We start from the raw sequence: 16030 nt of genomic DNA on the forward strand, positions 1-16030 counted from the left end.
CTGATGGGCGCCTATATCCTGCGCCGCATTCTTCTCATGATCCCGACGCTGTTCGGCATCATGGCGATTTCCTTCGCGGTCATCCAGTTCGCGCCGGGCGGCCCTGTCGAGCAGGTGATTGCACGGCTGACCAACCAGGGCGGTAACGACCGCCTCGGCAGCGGTGGCGGCGACGCCGGTGGCGCCAATTTCGACGTGGCCGGCGATGTCGGCTCGAAATACCGCGGCGCGCAGGGGCTCGATCCCGAATTCATCAAGAAGCTGGAAAAGCAGTTCGGCTTCGACAAGCCGCCGCTCGAGCGCTTCGGTATGATGCTGTGGAACTATAGCCGCTTCGATTTCGGCGATAGCTATTTCCGCGATATCTCGGTGCTGAACCTGATCCTGGAGAAGATGCCCGTCTCCATCTCCATCGGCCTGTGGATCACGCTTTTATCCTACCTGATCTCGATTCCGCTCGGTATCCGCAAGGCGGTGAAGGACGGCTCGACCTTCGACGTATGGACCAGCGGCGTCGTCATCGTCGGCTATGCCATTCCAGGCTTCCTGTTCGGCATCATGCTCATGGTGCTGTTCGCGGGCGGCTCGTTCTGGGACTGGTTTCCGCTGCGCGGTATCGTTTCGGACAATTGGGACCAGCTGTCGTGGCCGGGCAAGATCGCCGACTATTTCTGGCACATGACGCTGCCGCTGACGGCGCTCGTGCTTTCGGCTTTCGCGACGACCACCCTTCTCACCAAGAACTCCTTCCTTGAAGAAATCCGCAAGCAATATGTGGTGACGGCGCGCGCCAAGGGGCTGTCGGAGCACAAGGTGCTCTACGGCCACGTCTTTCGAAACGCCATGCTGATCGTGATTGCCGGCTTCCCTGGCGCCTTCATCTCGGCCTTCTTCACCGGCTCGCTGCTGATCGAGAACATCTTCTCGCTCGACGGCCTCGGCCTGCTCGGCTTCAAGTCGGTGATCGACCGCGACTATCCGGTGGTGTTCGCCACCCTCTACATCTTCTCGCTGCTTGGTCTGTTCGTCGGACTTTTGTCAGACCTGATCTACACCCGGGTCGATCCGCGCATCGACTTCGAGCGGAGAGACATCTGATGGCCGAGGCCGCGATCGAAAGCGCGCCGGCGCGGCCTCGCAGGCCATTTCTGTCGCCGCTCAACCAGAGGCGGTTGCAGAATTTCAAGGCCAACCGGCGCGGCTACTGGTCGCTCTGGATCTTCCTTTTGCTGTTCGTGCTGTCGCTGTTTTCCGAGCTGATCGCCAACGACAAGCCGATCGTCGTCTCATACAAGGGCGAGATCCTGTTTCCGGTTCTGGTCGCCTATCCGGAAGAGAAGTTCGGCGGTTTCTACGCCGTCACCGATTATCGCGATCCGGTGATCCAGGACGAGATCAATTCCAATGGCTGGATGATCTGGCCGCCGGTTCGCTACTCCTACCAGACGGTCAACAACGCCATTCCGGAACCGGCACCGGCAAAACCGTCCTGGCTTTACGACAAGAAGACGCGCTGCAGTCAGTACCCGAAGGGAGAGGCCGACGAGAACTGCGTCGTCGGCAACTGGAACTGGCTGGGCACCGACGACCAGGCGCGCGACGTGCTGGCGCGCGTGCTCTACGGCTTCCGCATCTCGGTTCTGTTCGGCCTGATCCTGACGCTCGGCTCGTCGCTGATCGGCGTCGCGGCCGGCGCGGTGCAGGGTTATTTCGGCGGCTGGACCGACCTTCTCTTCCAGCGTTTCATCGAAATCTGGTCGGCGATCCCGGTGCTCTACCTCCTGCTGATCGTCTCGGCCATCCTGCCGCCGGGCTTCTTCATCCTGCTCAGCCTGATGCTGCTGTTCTCCTGGGTGGCGCTGGTCGGCGTGGTGCGGGCTGAATTCCTGCGCGCGCGCAACTTCGAATATGTCAACGCGGCGCGGGCGCTCGGCGTGCCGAACCTCACCATCATGTTCCGGCACTTGTTGCCGAACGCCATGGTGGCGACGCTGACCTTCCTGCCCTTCCTGCTCTCGGGCTCCATCTCGACGCTGACCTCGCTCGACTATCTCGGCTTCGGCCTACCGCCCGGCTCGGCCTCGCTCGGCGAACTGCTGAAACAGGCGCAGCGCAACCTCAACGCTCCCTGGCTCGGCATCTCCGGCTTCATCGTCATTTCGCTGATGCTGTCGCTGCTGGTCTTCATCGGCGAGGCGACACGCGATGCTTTCGATCCGCGCAAGACGTTCAAATGAGCGAAGCCCTGCTGTCCGTCCAAGATCTGAGCGTCGCCTTCGCGCAGGGCGGCAAGCAATCGATCGCCGTCGACCATATCTCATTCGACATCGCCAAGGGCGAGACGGTTGCCCTGGTCGGCGAATCCGGGTCGGGCAAATCGGTCTCGGCGCTGTCGGTGTTGAAGCTCCTTCCCTATCCCGCCGCCAGCCATCCCTCGGGCAAGATCCTGTTCAGCGGCGCCGACCTGCTCGCCATGAACGAGAAGGCGTTGCGCGGCGTGCGCGGCAACAAGATCACCATGATCTTCCAGGAGCCGATGACCTCGCTCAACCCGCTGCACACGATCGAGCAGCAGATCGTCGAGGTGCTGCAGCTGCATCAGGGCATGCGCGATCAAGCCGCCCGCTCCCGCACGCTGGAGCTGCTCAACGAGGTCGGCATTCGCGATCCGCAGAAACGCCTCGACGCCTATCCGCACCAGCTCTCCGGCGGCCAGCGCCAGCGCGTCATGATCGCCATGGCTTTGGCCAACGAGCCGCAGCTTCTGATCGCCGACGAGCCGACGACGGCGCTCGACGTCACCGTGCAGGCGCAGATCCTCGAATTGCTGGCGAAGCTCAAAGCCCGCAAGGGCATGTCGCTGCTGTTCATCACACACGATCTCGGCATCGTGCGCAGGATCGCCGACCGCGTCTGTGTCATGACCAAGGGCAAGATCGTCGAGAGCGGCCCGACCGGGGAAATCTTCGCCAATCCGCGGCATGACTATACAAAGCATCTGCTGGCAGCAGAGCCGAAGGGCAAGCCGCCCGCGGCCGACCCTGGCGCCAAATCCGTCATGACCGGCAAGGACATCAAGGTCTGGTTCCCGATCAGACGAGGTTTCTTCCGCAAGACCGTCGACCATGTGAAGGCGGTGGACGGCATCGACGTCACGGTGCGCGCCGGCCAGACGCTGGGCGTCGTCGGCGAATCCGGCTCGGGCAAGACGACGCTGGGCTTAGCGCTCGCCCGGATGATCTCCTCGACCGGCACGATCAATTTCAACGGACGCGACATCAACCAGCTCTCCTTCAGCGCCATGCGGCCGCTGCGGCGCGAACTGCAGATCGTCTTCCAGGATCCGTTCGGATCGCTCAGCCCGCGCCTGTCGGTCTCGGAGATCATCGAGGAAGGGTTGAAGATTCACGAGCCGAAGCTCTCGGCCGACCAGCGCGACGACAAGGTGGTCGCCGTGCTGAAAGAGGTCGGCCTCGATCCCGAGACGCGCCACCGCTACCCACACGAGTTTTCCGGGGGCCAGCGCCAGCGTGTCGCCATCGCCCGCGCCATGGTGCTCAACCCGCGCTTCGTTATGCTCGACGAGCCGACCTCGGCGCTCGACATGAGCGTGCAGGCGCAAGTGGTCGACCTTCTGCGCGGCCTTCAGGCTAAGCACAATCTCGCCTATCTCTTCATCAGCCACGACCTCAAGGTGGTCCGCGCCCTTGCCAATGACGTCATCGTCATGCGCAATGGCCAGATCGTCGAGGCGGGACCTTCCGCACAGATTTTCAGCAGCCCGCAAACCGACTATACGCGGGCGCTGATGGCGGCAGCCTTCAAGATCGAGACGGCACCGACCGGCGTGGTCAGCGAGTAATCGGACCCGCACCGGCGAAACAGGGAAGAAAAATCCGCAAATGGAAAAAGGCAAAGTCCTGCTTGCCCTCACGGGCATCCACCCGCAGCGCTGGCATGAGTTGCTCTCGGCCGAGCGCGAGGTCGTGCTGGAGCCAAACGGCGCCAACGATCCGTCGATCACCTATGCGGTGGTGTGGAAGCAGAAGCCCAACCTTCTCAAGTCGCTGCCCAATCTGCGCGTCATCTTTTCGATCGGCGCCGGCGTCGACCACATCTTTGCCGATCCCGGCCTGCCAGACGTGCCTATCGTCAGGATCGTCGCCGACAATCTCACCCAATACATGACCGAATATGTCGTATGGCGAGTGCTCGACCATCACCGCCAGAGCATGCTCTACCGCGGCCAGCAGGCGAAGAAAACCTGGCACGAGCCGCCGCAACGGCCGGCCAGCGACATCTCCGTCGGCATCATGGGCCTCGGCCATCTCGGCCGCGCCGCGGCTTCGGTGCTGCTTTCGCTCGGTTTCGCCGTCAATGGCTGGTCGCGCAGCGAGCGGGGGATGAAGGGCGTTTCGACCTATGCCGGCGAGGCGGGGCTGATCCCCTTCCTCAACGCCACCGATATCCTGGTTGTGCTCTTGCCGCTCACGCCGCAGACCCAGGGCATCGTCAATTACGGACTGCTCAAGGAACTGCGCCGGCGTAACGGGCTTGGCGGCGCGGTGCTGATCAATGCCGGGCGCGGACGGCTGCAGAAGGACGCCGACATCGTGCGCGCGCTGGACGACGGCACGCTGAAGGAAGCAAGCCTCGACGTGTTCGAAGTCGAGCCGCTGCCGAAGACCAGCCCGTTATGGAGCCACCCGAAAGTGTTCGTCACGCCGCATGCGGCGGCGACCTCGGACCCGGCCCATCTGGTACCGATCATGCTTCGCCAGATGGCCGCCTTCGAGCGCGGCGAAAGACTGGACAACCTGGTCGACAGAGAGGCCGGATATTAGTTGGGAGACAAATTCCGATCGCGGAAGCAAAGAGCTGATCCAAGCGATCCAAGCCGCGCTTGCGCGCGATCGCATTGGCAAGAGCGGACTTGTCGCTGTTGGACGGTGCCAGGATGCAGATGCGGTTGCCGAGATCCGAGAGATTCATAGCGGCCTTCAAACACAATGCTCGACGACCCGACCGATCGCAAAGCGGAATATCGAATGTCAGGAAGGCTTCGAGCCCGGCAGCCCGAATGTCTCCTTCTTCTTCGGCTTGCCGCAGTCGCGGCGGTCGATCGAGCGGTTCATGGCGTCGATCTCGCCGCTCGCCTTGTTGCTGTCGCGCGAAGCCTTGGAGCGCATGTCCGGCGTGAACGGGCCAAAGCCCATCGCCGGATTGGAGAAGCTCGGCTTGGCGGTGACAGGCAGATTGTTCTGCTGCGCCAGTTGATTGCGCTGCGCCAGCAATTGATCGCAAGGCACATCGTCATACTGCAATGAGGATTGGACGTCCTCGTCCTGACGCTCGGCCATCGACGTGCCGCCGACACATCCGGCCACCGCCAGGCAGGACGCCAACGCAATCATGATCCAGCGCATGGATATCTCCTCGTGGTATCCGCCCCGCGCAACCCGGACCATGCCATTCAGGCTTTTTCGCAGCAAGGTCGACCTCATGCCGTTGCCGGATTCCCCGCCTCGGTAGCTGTAGCAGGGAAGCCAGCCACGATGGCCAGGCCCTCGACGGGATCGCGCCGGTCGTGACGGATAACCATGCTTTCCAGCGACAGGACCGAAAGCCCGTTGGCACAAAGCACGTGCCGCGCATAGGCCTCGGAATGGGCATAACGCCGTGACGGCAAAAGGGCGAAATCGCCGCCGCCGACAAGCGTCTCGAGCGAAAAGGCGAATATGCCGCCATCGGCAAGCATGTTCGCAACCGCGCCGACGATCCGGTCGAGCGCGCCGACATAGATGAACACGTCGGCGGCGACCACGAGGTCGGCTCTGTCGCCGGTGTGAGAGAAATGCTGAAGGTCGGCCTTGGCCAGCCGGTCGTAGATGCCCTTGGCCCTCGCCTTTCTCAGCATGCCGGCCGAGATGTCGTAGCCCTCCAGCCGGTCGACGAAAGGGCGCAGCCTTTCGCCCATCAGGCCGGTGCCGCAGCCAAGGTCGAGTGCCAGCCGGAATCGGCCGGGCCTTGCCTTGCCAATGGCGGGCCCGAGAAAATCCGGCAGCCCGTAGCCAAGCTTGCCGACAAGCGATTCCTCGAAACTGTCGGCATAGTGATCGAACAAGGTCTCGACAAAGGCGCTGGGCGGCGCCGCCGCGGCGACCGCCTTGCCGATCAGCTGAAGCTTGAGCGCGGCGCCAAGGCGATCCGCGGGCTCCAGCTTCAGCGCCATGGCCCAGGCCTGCGCGGCCTGGTCGGGCAGGCCGGCCGCTTCCTGCATCTCGCCGAGGCGAAACCAGCCGGCGGCCCAGCGCGGCGCCAGCTCCAGCGCGCCAAGCAAAAGCTCCGCCGCCTGCGCAGGCTCGCCCGAGGCGAGAAGCATCTCGGCGAAATCGGCGCGACGGTCGGCATTCAAATCGCCCGACGAGGCCTGGAGCGGTTTCATTCGTGAAGGATCCCACCGGCGAGGCGGGCCGGCGGCTGGCTCCATAGCATGATCCCGAACCAAAGGTCAGCGAAGCAAAAAGTGGGAACCGGTTTTCGGAGAGAGATCTTGCTCCAACAAAGAGCTGGATCGTGATGGCGTTTCAACGAAACGCGATTGGGATCCAGGACGAGTCAGCAGTCTCTTGCAACGGGCTTCCCGCGGCAAATTTAGCTACTATGTTCAAAGCCATGCGCGCCAGCGACCTGCTCAAATCCCGGCCGGAGGGCCTCTACTGCCCGCCCGGCGATTTCTTCATCGATCCGGTGCGGCCCGTCGAGCGGGCTCTGATCACGCACGGCCACTCCGACCATGCGCGATCCGGCCACCGCTCGGTGCTTGCGACGCAAGAGACGCTCGACATCATGGGACTGCGCTATGGCGAGGATTTCGCCGGAACGACGCAAGCGGCAACTCTCGGTCAGACGATCGACATCAACGGCGTCGCCGTCACCTTCCATCCGGCCGGGCATGTGTTGGGCTCGGCGCAGATCTGCGTCGAGCATGGGGGCATGCGCATCGTCGCCTCCGGCGACTACAAGCGGCAGAAGGACGCGACCTGCCTGCCGTTCGAGCCTGTCCGCTGCGATGTTTTCATCACCGAAGCGACCTTCGGCCTGCCGGTGTTCCGGCATCCGCCCGACCATGAGGAGATCGCGCGCGTGCTCAAATCGGCGGCGCAGTTTCCCGAACGCTCGCATTTGATCGGCGCCTATGCGCTCGGCAAGGCGCAGCGCGTGATGCGGCTGTTGCGCGACGCCGGCTATGACAGGCCGATCTATATCCACGGCGCGCTGGCCAAGCTCAGCGAATATTATCAGAGTCAGGGCATCGATCTCGGCAGGCTCGAGCCGGGAACCGTGGAGAGCGGCAGCAAGGCCGATTTCGCCGGCGCCATCGTCGTCGGACCGCCGTCGGCCTTCGCCGACCGCTGGGCGCGGCGTTTTCCGGACCCGATCTCCTGCTTCGCCTCGGGCTGGATGCGCATCCGCCAGCGGGCCAAGCAGGGCGGCGTCGAGCTGCCGCTGATCATTTCCGACCATGCCGACTGGGACGAGCTGATCATCACCATCAAGGAAACGGGGGCGGAGGAAATCTGGGTGACGCATGGCCGCGAGGAGGCGCTGGTGCGCTGGTGCGAGCTGGAGGGCATCGCCGCGCGGCCGCTGCATCTGGTGGGATATGAGGACGAGGGCGATTGATGGCGATTCTTGATGCGGGAATTGGCAACGCCGCGATCCTTCACACCCCCCTCTGGCCTGCCGGCCATCTCCCCCGCAAGGGGGGAGATCGGATGTCGCGACGGCTTTCGCCAATCATCGACATTGCAGGATGTGCGGCAGGGCCGAAACTGCCAATCTCCCCCCGTGCGGGGGAGATGGCCGGCAGGCCAGAGGGGGGTGCCTCGCGCCGGCTTTCGCCATTGGCGGGGCGCACATCCCCATGAACCGCTTCGCCGAGCTCCTCGACCGTCTGGTGCTGACGCCGTCGCGCAACGGCAAGCTGACGCTGCTCACCGATTATTTCCGCAGCGTCGAGGACCCCGATCGCGGGCTGGCGCTGGCGGCGATCACGGGCGATCTCAACATCGCGGCGGTGAAGCCGGCGATGCTGCGCGCGCTGGTGGTCGAGCGCATGGATCCGGTGCTGTTTGGCTATTCCTACGACTATGTCGGCGACCTCGCCGAGACCGTGTCGTTGGTCTGGCCGCAACCGCAAGGGCATATCCCCAATCATGTGCCGACGCTTGCCGAGGTGGTCGGCAGGCTGCAGGCGGCGAGCCGTTCCGACGGGCCGAAGGTGCTGTCACGGCTGCTCGACGACGCCAGCATCTCGGCGCGCTTCGCCATCATCAAGCTGGTCACTGGCGGCCTGCGCATCGGCGTGTCGGCGCGGCTCGCCAAGCAGGCGCTGGCCGACCTCGGCCAAGTCGACGTAGCCGAGATCGAGGAGCTCTGGCACGGTCTGGCGCCGCCCTACACCGAGCTGTTCGCCTGGCTGGAGGGCCGGGCGGAAAAGCCGAGGAGCGCCGCACTCGCGCTGTTCCGGCCGGCGATGCTTTCCAATGCCGTTGGCGACAACGACCTCGAAAAACTCGATCCGGCCGATTATGCGGCGGAATGGAAGTGGGACGGCATCCGCGTGCAGGCAGTGTGCGAAGGCGGCGTGCGCAGGCTCTATTCGCGCACCAGCGATGACGTGTCCGGCGCCTTCCCGGACCTCGCCGCGGCCATGAATTTCGAAGCGGCGCTGGACGGCGAGCTGCTGGTCGGCGACCCGCGCGAGGCGACCGGAACCTTTTCCGACCTGCAGCAGCGGCTGAACCGCAAGAGCGTCTCGCCGAAGATCCAGCAGCAATATCCGGCCTTCATGCGCTGCTACGACGCGCTGCAGATCGACGGCGAGGATCTGCGCGCGCTGCCCTTCGGCGAGCGCCGCAAGCGCCTCGAAGCCTTCGTCGGGACGCTCGATCCCAGCCGCTTCGATCTCTCGCCCTTTGTCGCGTTCTCCGACTGGGAGACGCTGGAGCGGCTGCGCCAGGCGCCGCCGCATCCGATCATCGAAGGGGTGATGCTGAAGCGCTGGGATTCGCCCTACCTTGCAGGCCGGCCGAAGGGCCCCTGGTTCAAATGGAAGCGCGATCCGCACACCATCGACGCGGTGCTGATGTATGCGCAGCGCGGCCACGGCAAGCGCTCCAGCTTCTATTCCGACTACACGTTCGGCGTCTGGTCCGGCCCCAGGGGTTCGGAAGAGCTGGTGCCGGTCGGCAAAGCCTATTTCGGCTTCACCGACGAGGAGTTGAGAGAGATCGACAAATATGTGCGCGACAACACGATCGAGCGTTTCGGGCCGGTGCGCTCGGTGCGCGCCGACCGCGGGAACGGCCTGGTGCTGGAGGTGGCGTTCGAAGGCCTCAACCGCTCGACCCGCCACAAATCGGGCATCGCGATGCGCTTTCCCCGCATCTCGCGGTTGCGCTGGGACAAGCCGGCCGCGGAAGCCGATCGCATCGAAACGCTGCAGGCGCTGCTGGACGGCTAGGGACGACCCCTCGCCGGCGCGCCGGCGCCTGCAGACAGAGCGGCGCGATCACTCCGCGATCGAAACGCGGATCTCGTAGATATCGACGGACTTGCCCTTCTGGTCGAAGTCGGAGTTGACCGCGATGGTGCCGGCCGCGCCCGGATGCTTGTCCGGGAACTGCACGTCGAACAGATATTCGTTGCGCTCGTGGCCGACGGCGTAGCGCTTGCGGCCGCAATCGCCGAAATCGCCGAAATTGCAATCGACCGATATCTGCGTCTCCTTGCCTTCTTCCGAGCGGGCGACGATGTCGAACATAGCGTGCTTGCCGGCAAGCTTCTCCAGCACGCCCTGGCCGACATCGAAGGCGATGGCCGAACCCGACGCGCCCGAGCGGATGCGCAGGAACTGGCCGGTGTCGTCCTTCATCACCTCGGCGGCGGCGTCGGACGGCGTGCTGACACGGGTCGGATCGGCCGGCGAGAAGACGTTGATCCAGTTCTTCGACTGGTCGGCCTCGCCCGGCTTCTGCGGCGAGCCGGGTTCGGCCGGCGGCGTGGAATCCTCGTCGTCCAGCGTCGGCGTCGGTTCCGGCGGGCCGGTGTCGAGCTCGGCCGCCGTCTTGAAGACGCCGGTCTGCTTGGCGAAATAGAGGCCGATGCCGGCGGCCGCGAGCAGCGTCGCGACGACGAAGATCGCGGTCAGCGGCAGGCGCCGCCCCCTGATGCGCCGCTCGTCGCGGTCGGGCGCGACCTCAGCGCCGTTGCCGACGGGAGCGCCCGGCGAATCGTCGAGCGACGGCGCGTCGGGAAGCGCCGTCTCGTCCGGCATGATGTCGGGCACGCGCGGCAGCACGCGTGAGCGCGGCTGGTCCGAAGCATCGGGCTGCACCGGGCCGTCGACGGTGATCGAGGGCGAGGGCGCGGATTGCGATGGCGGCAGCGGCGCGTCGACCGACGGCGCGGCCGACACGGCCGGCGCTTCGACGCGGGGATCCGGCGCGCCATTGCCGGCCGAGGCGACGTTTTCCGGCGGCAGCGTCACATCGGGCACGGCCGGCAGGAACTCCGATTCGATCTCGGCGATCTTGGCCTGCACCGCCTTGCGGCGGCTGATGGCGGCCTCGACCGTGACGTTCGGATTGGCCTGCAGGACACGGTCGAGCGCGGCAAAGGCCGATCGATAGACCTTCTCGCGGAACGCCCGGTCCTCGGCATTGCCTTTCTCGAAGGCATTGCGGATCGCTTTCTCGATGGGGTCCAAGCGAGCTCCCTCTGCGCGTTCGCTCACGGTTGTCTGATCGTCAGCCGCAGACGACCAATCGATCAACGGCGAGCGGCTGCCTTGCCGGCCAAAGCCATTTCGGCATTTTTTGTTTAAGAATCAACATTTTTCGTCACCACCGGCGCGGTCGCGCCGGCCAGCCAGGTGCGAAGGACGTGCGGCCCGCACGCCGCCACGGGCCGCGCCTGCGCCCGTTGCGCGGTAACCCTAGATCGGAATTGCCGCCAACGAGGCCGGAATTCACCGCTGCCCATCTTGAATTAGCGAGCGGTTGAGTCTATCACCCAGCCCATTCTGGAAGCCTGACGCTTCCCGGGCCGCTTTAGCTCAGTTGGTAGAGCACATCATTCGTAATGATGGGGTCGCGTGTTCGAGTCACGCAAGCGGCACCAAGTTTCTCCACGAGAACCAAACTGTTAACGGAGGCCGAGCGTTTGAGCGGTCTGCCCGTTAACCGTGGGCAATGGGGGCAGGTAACAAAAGACCATCGGCGGGCAAGCTGCCCCAACGGAATAAGGGGCTATATCTTTGGTCCTTTCGGACCAATGCGTTTGGCAGGACGGACCTCAGTCGATTGTGGGCTGGCAGGCAAATCAGACAGTCTCGCGATCGCGCCGGCTGATAACCCCAAGCCCCCCGCCCATCGGTCGGCGCATAGCCCGGCTTGCTGACCTCAAATCCTAACCACAAAAAGCGAGCCGGGCTTCCACCTGTGCGCCCATGCCGCAAATTGTCGGAAGAAAGGTCCATGATCGTCCTCCCGGGCGGAGAAGGCAGCCAATCAGTGGAGCTCAAAAGCCTTGATATGACAGTGCTGCCTCGCGGATCACGCTAGCGGCACCAGTTTTCCACGCCTTCCCCCTGCACCACGTGATCGGCGCATCTCGGCCATTGTCGGGAATCGATGTTGGTGGGAAACTCCATTTGTCAGCATGGGAGGTCGAAATGCCCAACAGTTTCAAGACCGGAGACGTCGTCAGGCTGAAATCCGGAGGCCCGGGAATGACAATCAGCGACGGCGCGGCCTCAGGCACGTATCTGTGCCACTGGTTCAACCGCGAAGGCGACGTCTGGACGCCGCAGCATGCCGGCTTCAAGCCGGACCAGCTGGTGGCCGTCGACCACCCGAGATAGTCGTCGCCTCCTACCCCTTAGGAATCCTTCGGTCCGGCTGCGTCGGATCCGGTAGGCTTGTTGTCCGGTCGAAAAAGGACCGACGGATTTTGCTCTGTCTCGCGTTCAATGGCTGAAGCGTGGCCGCCAATGGCCGCGCCCCACCGGAGACGAGAGCATGATCCGCCCCACGATATTTGTCGTTGCCCTTGGCCTGCAGACCGCGGCCGCGGTCGCCCAGACAACGACGCCGCCCCCTGCCCCGGCCCAGACGGCGCCGAGCAGCTCGGCTGCCGCCACGGACAAGTCCGGCCTCACCCTGGAAAAGTTCGAAGCACGCCGGGAAAAGGCGTTCATGCGGGCCGACACCGACAATGACGGCAAGGTCAGCCTCGCCGAATGGACCGCTTTCCAGACCGCCCGCAAGGCCAAGGGCGATCCGGCCAAATCCTTCGCGCGCATGGACACCAACAAGGACGGCTTCGTCGACAAGGGCGAGGTCGACGCCTTCCTCGCCAAGCGCTTCGCCAGGCTCGACAAGAATAGCGACGGCGTGCTTAGCGCCGACGAGAGGCCGGGCCACAAATCCGCTCCCAATCAGGAGCAATGACCAAGAGGCTATGCCGCACAATGACAGTCGCGAGCGCCCCGGTTGATGGGCGCCGATCCGGACGAGGAGCTGGTACGCCGCATCGGCGCCGGCGACCCCGCCGCCGTGCAGGCGATGGTGGCGCGCAAGCTGCCGCGCATCCTGGCCCTGGCCGCCCGGATGCTCGGCGACGCGGCGGAGGCCGAGGACGTCGCCCAGGAAACCTTCGTGCGCATCTGGCGCCACGCCTCGGGCTGGCGCCAGGGGCAGGCGCGCTTCGACACCTGGATCCACCGCGTCGCGCTCAATCTCTGCTACGACCGGCTGCGGCGCCGGCGCGAATGGACGACGGACGAGTTGCCGGAGGTGGCCGATGAAGCGCCGCTTCCAGATGCAATGGCGGGCGACGAAGAGCGCAGGGTCAACCAGGCGCTGCAGCGCATCGCGCCGCGCCAGCGCGAGGCGATCGTGCTGGTGTATTATCAGGAGCTGTCCAACATCGAGGCCGCCGGCGCCATGCAGGTCAGCGTCGACGCGCTGGAAAGCCTGCTCGCGCGCGGCCGGCGCGCTCTGCAGGCCATGCTCGCGGGAGATGGCGATGACTGAGACTTCGAAGGGACTGCGAATTTTGAGGACTGCGGCGTGGGGGGCCACGTCAAAACGGTGGAAGGGGGAACGAGATGGCTGAGAAGACCGCAAACGGGCCGATGGATGCCAGGCGCTTCGCCGCACTGGCGGACGCCTATGGCGGCGCATTGCACCGCTGGCCGCCGGCCGAGCAGGCCGCCGCCATGTTGTTTGCCGATACCGAGGAGGGCCAGGCCATCCTGGCGCGCGCCGGCAGGCTCGACGCCATGCTCGACCGGCATCGCGTCGAAGCATCCGGCCCGGCGCTCCATCGCGCCATTGTCGCCCGCGCCGCGACCGAGGTCAGGCAGGGCCGCCACCGCCGGTTCTGGTGGCTGGGCTTCGGGCTTGCCGGTGTCGGGCTGGCCGGCGCCGTGGCCGGCCTGGCGCTGGTGACCGTCGTCAACCCAGATATGCAGCCCGACCATTATGTGATGGATGCCAACGCGACGTCGTTCGGCGATGTCGGTCCCGACGCCGATCCTTACGAGGAAGACCTATGAGCCCCCGTCTTGTCGCGGCATCGCTGGTGCTGAATGTTTTTCTGATCGGCGCGGTGGCGGGCGGCGCCGGCTGGCTGATCGGCAAGTCGAATCCGGGCTATTCGCTGGAATCGGCCGGCGGCCGGTTGCCTGCCGCCGATCGCAAGATCTTCCGCCAGGCGTTGCGCGAGGTTCGCCGCGAGTCCCGCGACGTGATCCTCGACGGCCAGGCCGCGCGGCGTGAGGCGGCGAACCTCCTGCAACAGCCGGCTCTCGACACCAACGCGCTTGCCGCCGCCCTGGAGCGCGCGCGCAATGCCGATGTCACCGTGCGCACCCGGCTCGAGCAACGCATCATCGAGTTCGCCGCATCGGGCTCGCCGGAAGACCGCCGGCTGCTGGCCGACGCCCTGCTTCGGCGTGCCGGCAGGCAGCCACCCGCAAAAAAATCGCCATAGGCAGCGACGGAAAGGGCGAGCACGCCCCGTTCAAGGGAAAGAGGGACAGGCCTGCGACCGCCTTGGCGGCGGGCAGGTTCTCTTCAACCTCGAAACTCTCGGGAGTATCCCATGAACAGTCTGACGAAGTATTCGCTTGCGGCCGCGCTCGCCATCGGCGGAACGGCGGCCGCAAGCGCCGCCTCGGCGATGCCGATCGCACCGGTTGCGCCGGCGCCCGCAATGATAGAGCACGTCGCCTGGGGCTGCGGTCCGGGCTGGCATCCCAACCACTGGGGCCGCTGCGTGCCCAATCGCCGCGTGATCTATCCCGGCTATTATTACTGGGGCGGACCGCGCGTCTATATCGGCCCGGTCTGGCATCCTTACCACCGCTGGCACCACTGGCGCCGCTGGTAACAACCCTTCACGATGCCTGTGCTGCGGCCGGCATCGCGGGGATTCCCGATGATCCATGAAACCGACGCGATCGGCGTCGGGTCCAACGGAGGCTTCGTTGGCCGCACCGTTTGCAAATTCCGTCTCGCCGGACCCCGCCCTGGTGGCGCTCAACCGGTTCGGCCTCGGCGCGAAACCCGGCGACGAGCTCGGCAAGATCGCCGCCGATCCGCGTGGCTACCTCGAGGCTGAGCTCAAACAGCAGGACATCGCGCTCATTTCCCCCGACGATCCGCGTAATACCGGGTTGCTGGACGGCACCGCGGCGATCCAGGCCAGCATGGCGGCAGCCATGGAGCGCAAGGCGGCGCGGGACGAGACGGCGGCCGCCGCTATTCAGCCGATGGCAACGGATGATCCAGTCGGCCCGGCCGTGGCAAAAGCCAAACCCATGGTGCCGCGTGTCGAGGCCGATATCTATCGCGACGAAGCGCAGGCCCGGTTCGACAAGGCGCTCACTGCGACGCCCGGCTTCGTAGAGCGCCTGGTCGGCTTCTGGTCGAACCATTTCTGCGTTTCCGTCGCCAAGGCACCGGTCGTGCGGGCCAGCGCCGGCGCCTTCGAGCGCGAGGCGATCCGGCCCTTCGTGCTCGGCCGCTTCGCCGACATGCTGCTGGCCGTCGAGCATCATCCCGCGATGCTGTTTTACCTCGACAACCGGCAGTCCATCGGCCCCGATTCCCGCGCCGGCAAGCAGCGCGGACGCGGTCTCAACGAGAACCTCGCCCGCGAGATCCTGGAGCTGCACACGCTGGGCGTCGGCAGCGGCTATACTCAGGCCGACGTCACCAGTTTCGCCGCCATGCTGACCGGCTGGACGATGGCCGGGCGCGAGGGGCGGCTGGGGGAGCCGGGAAGCTTCGTCTTCAACGCCAATGCGCATCAGCCGGGCCAGGCGGTGCTGCTCGGCAAGACCTATGCCGAGGGCGGCATGGGCCAGGCGGAGGCGGCGCTCAACGACATTGCCCGCCATACGGCCACCGCGCAGCACATTGCCAGCAAGCTTGCCCGTCACTTCATCGCGGACGATCCGCCGCCGGCGGCGGTCGCTCGCCTGGCCGCGGCCTTCACCAAGACCGACGGCGACCTGCGCGCGATCGCGTTGACGCTGATCGACATGCCCGAAACCTGGTCGACGCCGCTCACGAAGCTGCGCTCGCCCTTGGACTATGTCGTGGCGCTGCGGCGGGCGGTCGGCGCTACCGCCGGCAACGAACCGCAACGATCGCTCCGCTGGCTGAGCGTGCTCGGCGAACCGTTGTGGCGACCGCCGGGGCCGAACGGCTTTTCCGACCGGACGGACGCATGGGTTTCCGCCGAGGGCCTCAAGACGCGACTGGACATCGCCTGGCAGGCGGCGAAGCAGGCGGACGATATCGGCGATCCAGACGAGATGCTGGCGTCGCTGATCGGCACCTCCGTCTCGGCCGAGACGCGGCAGGCGATTTCCCGCGCGGAGTCCAGGCAGCAAGGCCTGGCGCTGCTGTTGATGGCGCCGGAATTTCAGCGCCGGTAACAGTGATGGAGA

At 65.3% G+C, this 16030-nt stretch carries 16 protein-coding genes and 1 tRNA gene; 14 read left to right on the forward strand and 3 right to left on the reverse strand.

What is annotated here, in order from left to right; genetic code table 11:
- The first annotated feature begins 3 nt into the window (after positions 1–3).
- Genes FJ430_RS00355 through FJ430_RS00370 form a run of 4 tightly spaced genes read left to right on the forward strand, consistent with a single transcriptional unit; the run spans position 4 to position 4844 of the window.
- Entirely contained in the window at positions 4–1098 is a 1095-nt protein-coding gene (locus FJ430_RS00355; RefSeq protein ID WP_140702698.1) for a microcin C ABC transporter permease YejB, read from the forward strand.
- Positions 1098–2237, forward strand: a complete 1140-nt coding sequence (locus FJ430_RS00360; protein ID WP_140702696.1) for an ABC transporter permease — start codon at positions 1098–1100, stop codon at positions 2235–2237. The genes FJ430_RS00355 and FJ430_RS00360 overlap by 1 nt, the downstream gene beginning before the upstream one ends.
- Complete coding sequence (locus tag FJ430_RS00365; RefSeq protein ID WP_140702692.1) at positions 2234–3862, forward strand: ABC transporter ATP-binding protein; 1629 nt, start codon at positions 2234–2236, stop codon at positions 3860–3862. The genes FJ430_RS00360 and FJ430_RS00365 overlap by 4 nt, the downstream gene beginning before the upstream one ends.
- A 40-nt stretch (positions 3863–3902) precedes the next feature.
- Positions 3903–4844 (forward strand): 2-hydroxyacid dehydrogenase, encoded by a 942-nt coding sequence (locus FJ430_RS00370; RefSeq protein WP_140702690.1) that lies wholly within the window; start codon positions 3903–3905, stop codon positions 4842–4844.
- Between the two features lie 207 nt (positions 4845–5051).
- Here FJ430_RS00370 and FJ430_RS00375 read toward each other — a convergent pair whose 3' ends face one another.
- Both FJ430_RS00375 and FJ430_RS00380 read right to left on the reverse strand, forming a co-directional pair.
- Positions 5052–5426, reverse strand: coding sequence for a hypothetical protein (locus FJ430_RS00375; RefSeq protein ID WP_140656100.1), 375 nt, complete (start codon positions 5424–5426; stop codon positions 5052–5054).
- A 74-nt stretch (positions 5427–5500) separates the two neighbouring features.
- Positions 5501–6445, reverse strand: coding sequence for a methyltransferase domain-containing protein (locus FJ430_RS00380; protein ID WP_140702688.1), 945 nt, complete (start codon positions 6443–6445; stop codon positions 5501–5503).
- Positions 6446–6675: 230 nt separating this feature from the next.
- Here FJ430_RS00380 and FJ430_RS00385 point away from each other — a divergent pair, with 230 nt between their 5' ends.
- A complete protein-coding gene (locus tag FJ430_RS00385) occupies positions 6676–7686 on the forward strand; it encodes a ligase-associated DNA damage response exonuclease (RefSeq protein ID WP_140702872.1) in 1011 nt (336 codons plus the stop codon).
- A gap of 241 nt (positions 7687–7927) precedes the next feature.
- Entirely contained in the window at positions 7928–9529 is a 1602-nt protein-coding gene (locus FJ430_RS00390; protein WP_140702686.1) for a cisplatin damage response ATP-dependent DNA ligase, read from the forward strand.
- Positions 9530–9577: 48 nt separating this feature from the next.
- On the opposite strand, the gene FJ430_RS00395 is transcribed toward FJ430_RS00390, so the two are convergent.
- Positions 9578–10774, reverse strand: coding sequence for a hypothetical protein (locus tag FJ430_RS00395; RefSeq protein WP_140702684.1), 1197 nt, complete (start codon positions 10772–10774; stop codon positions 9578–9580).
- A 337-nt stretch (positions 10775–11111) separates the two neighbouring features.
- On the opposite strand from FJ430_RS00395, the gene FJ430_RS00400 reads away from it, so the two are divergent.
- The 8 genes from FJ430_RS00400 to FJ430_RS00435 all read left to right on the forward strand — a co-directional run bounded on the left by FJ430_RS00400 (position 11112) and on the right by FJ430_RS00435 (position 16018).
- Positions 11112–11187 (forward strand) — tRNA-Thr (locus FJ430_RS00400).
- A 610-nt stretch (positions 11188–11797) separates the two neighbouring features.
- On the forward strand, positions 11798–11929 hold the full coding sequence (locus tag FJ430_RS00405) for a hypothetical protein (RefSeq protein WP_264296071.1): 132 nt from the start codon (positions 11798–11800) through the stop codon (positions 11927–11929).
- A gap of 157 nt (positions 11930–12086) precedes the next feature.
- On the forward strand, positions 12087–12518 hold the full coding sequence (locus tag FJ430_RS00410) for an EF-hand domain-containing protein (RefSeq protein WP_140702679.1): 432 nt from the start codon (positions 12087–12089) through the stop codon (positions 12516–12518).
- A 45-nt stretch (positions 12519–12563) separates the two neighbouring features.
- Positions 12564–13103, forward strand: coding sequence for an RNA polymerase sigma factor (locus tag FJ430_RS00415; protein ID WP_140702676.1), 540 nt, complete (start codon positions 12564–12566; stop codon positions 13101–13103).
- A 74-nt stretch (positions 13104–13177) separates the two neighbouring features.
- A complete protein-coding gene (locus FJ430_RS00420) occupies positions 13178–13627 on the forward strand; it encodes a hypothetical protein (RefSeq protein ID WP_140702673.1) in 450 nt (149 codons plus the stop codon).
- Positions 13624–14064 (forward strand): periplasmic heavy metal sensor, encoded by a 441-nt coding sequence (locus FJ430_RS00425; RefSeq protein ID WP_140702671.1) that lies wholly within the window; start codon positions 13624–13626, stop codon positions 14062–14064. The genes FJ430_RS00420 and FJ430_RS00425 overlap by 4 nt, the downstream gene beginning before the upstream one ends.
- A gap of 111 nt (positions 14065–14175) precedes the next feature.
- Positions 14176–14463, forward strand: coding sequence for a GCG_CRPN prefix-to-repeats domain-containing protein (locus FJ430_RS00430; protein WP_140702669.1), 288 nt, complete (start codon positions 14176–14178; stop codon positions 14461–14463).
- 97 nt (positions 14464–14560) lie between these two features.
- The gene (locus FJ430_RS00435) at positions 14561–16018 is read left to right on the forward strand and encodes a DUF1800 domain-containing protein (RefSeq protein ID WP_226892027.1); all 1458 of its coding nucleotides are present in this window, start codon (positions 14561–14563) and stop codon (positions 16016–16018) included.
- The last annotated feature ends 12 nt before the right edge of the window (positions 16019–16030 follow it).

It is taken from the genome of Mesorhizobium sp. B2-8-5 (genome assembly GCF_006440675.2).
Classification (GTDB): Bacteria; Pseudomonadota; Alphaproteobacteria; order Rhizobiales; family Rhizobiaceae; genus Mesorhizobium.

Coding starts and splice junctions, on each gene's coding strand:
- FJ430_RS00355 (WP_140702698.1), top strand. CDS start 4: ATGGGCGCCTATATCCTGCGCCGCATTCTTCTCATGATCCCGACGCTG.
- FJ430_RS00410 (WP_140702679.1), top strand. CDS start 12,087: ATGATCCGCCCCACGATATTTGTCGTTGCCCTTGGCCTGCAGACCGCG.
- FJ430_RS00380 (WP_140702688.1), bottom strand. CDS start 6,445: ATGAAACCGCTCCAGGCCTCGTCGGGCGATTTGAATGCCGACCGTCGC.
- FJ430_RS00430 (WP_140702669.1), top strand. CDS start 14,176: ATGAACAGTCTGACGAAGTATTCGCTTGCGGCCGCGCTCGCCATCGGC.
- FJ430_RS00390 (WP_140702686.1), top strand. CDS start 7,928: ATGAACCGCTTCGCCGAGCTCCTCGACCGTCTGGTGCTGACGCCGTCG.
- FJ430_RS00360 (WP_140702696.1), top strand. CDS start 1,098: ATGGCCGAGGCCGCGATCGAAAGCGCGCCGGCGCGGCCTCGCAGGCCA.
- FJ430_RS00405 (WP_264296071.1), top strand. CDS start 11,798: ATGACAATCAGCGACGGCGCGGCCTCAGGCACGTATCTGTGCCACTGG.
- FJ430_RS00420 (WP_140702673.1), top strand. CDS start 13,178: ATGGCTGAGAAGACCGCAAACGGGCCGATGGATGCCAGGCGCTTCGCC.
- FJ430_RS00365 (WP_140702692.1), top strand. CDS start 2,234: ATGAGCGAAGCCCTGCTGTCCGTCCAAGATCTGAGCGTCGCCTTCGCG.
- FJ430_RS00370 (WP_140702690.1), top strand. CDS start 3,903: ATGGAAAAAGGCAAAGTCCTGCTTGCCCTCACGGGCATCCACCCGCAG.
- FJ430_RS00425 (WP_140702671.1), top strand. CDS start 13,624: ATGAGCCCCCGTCTTGTCGCGGCATCGCTGGTGCTGAATGTTTTTCTG.
- FJ430_RS00415 (WP_140702676.1), top strand. CDS start 12,564: ATGGGCGCCGATCCGGACGAGGAGCTGGTACGCCGCATCGGCGCCGGC.
- FJ430_RS00375 (WP_140656100.1), bottom strand. CDS start 5,426: ATGCGCTGGATCATGATTGCGTTGGCGTCCTGCCTGGCGGTGGCCGGA.
- FJ430_RS00385 (WP_140702872.1), top strand. CDS start 6,676: ATGCGCGCCAGCGACCTGCTCAAATCCCGGCCGGAGGGCCTCTACTGC.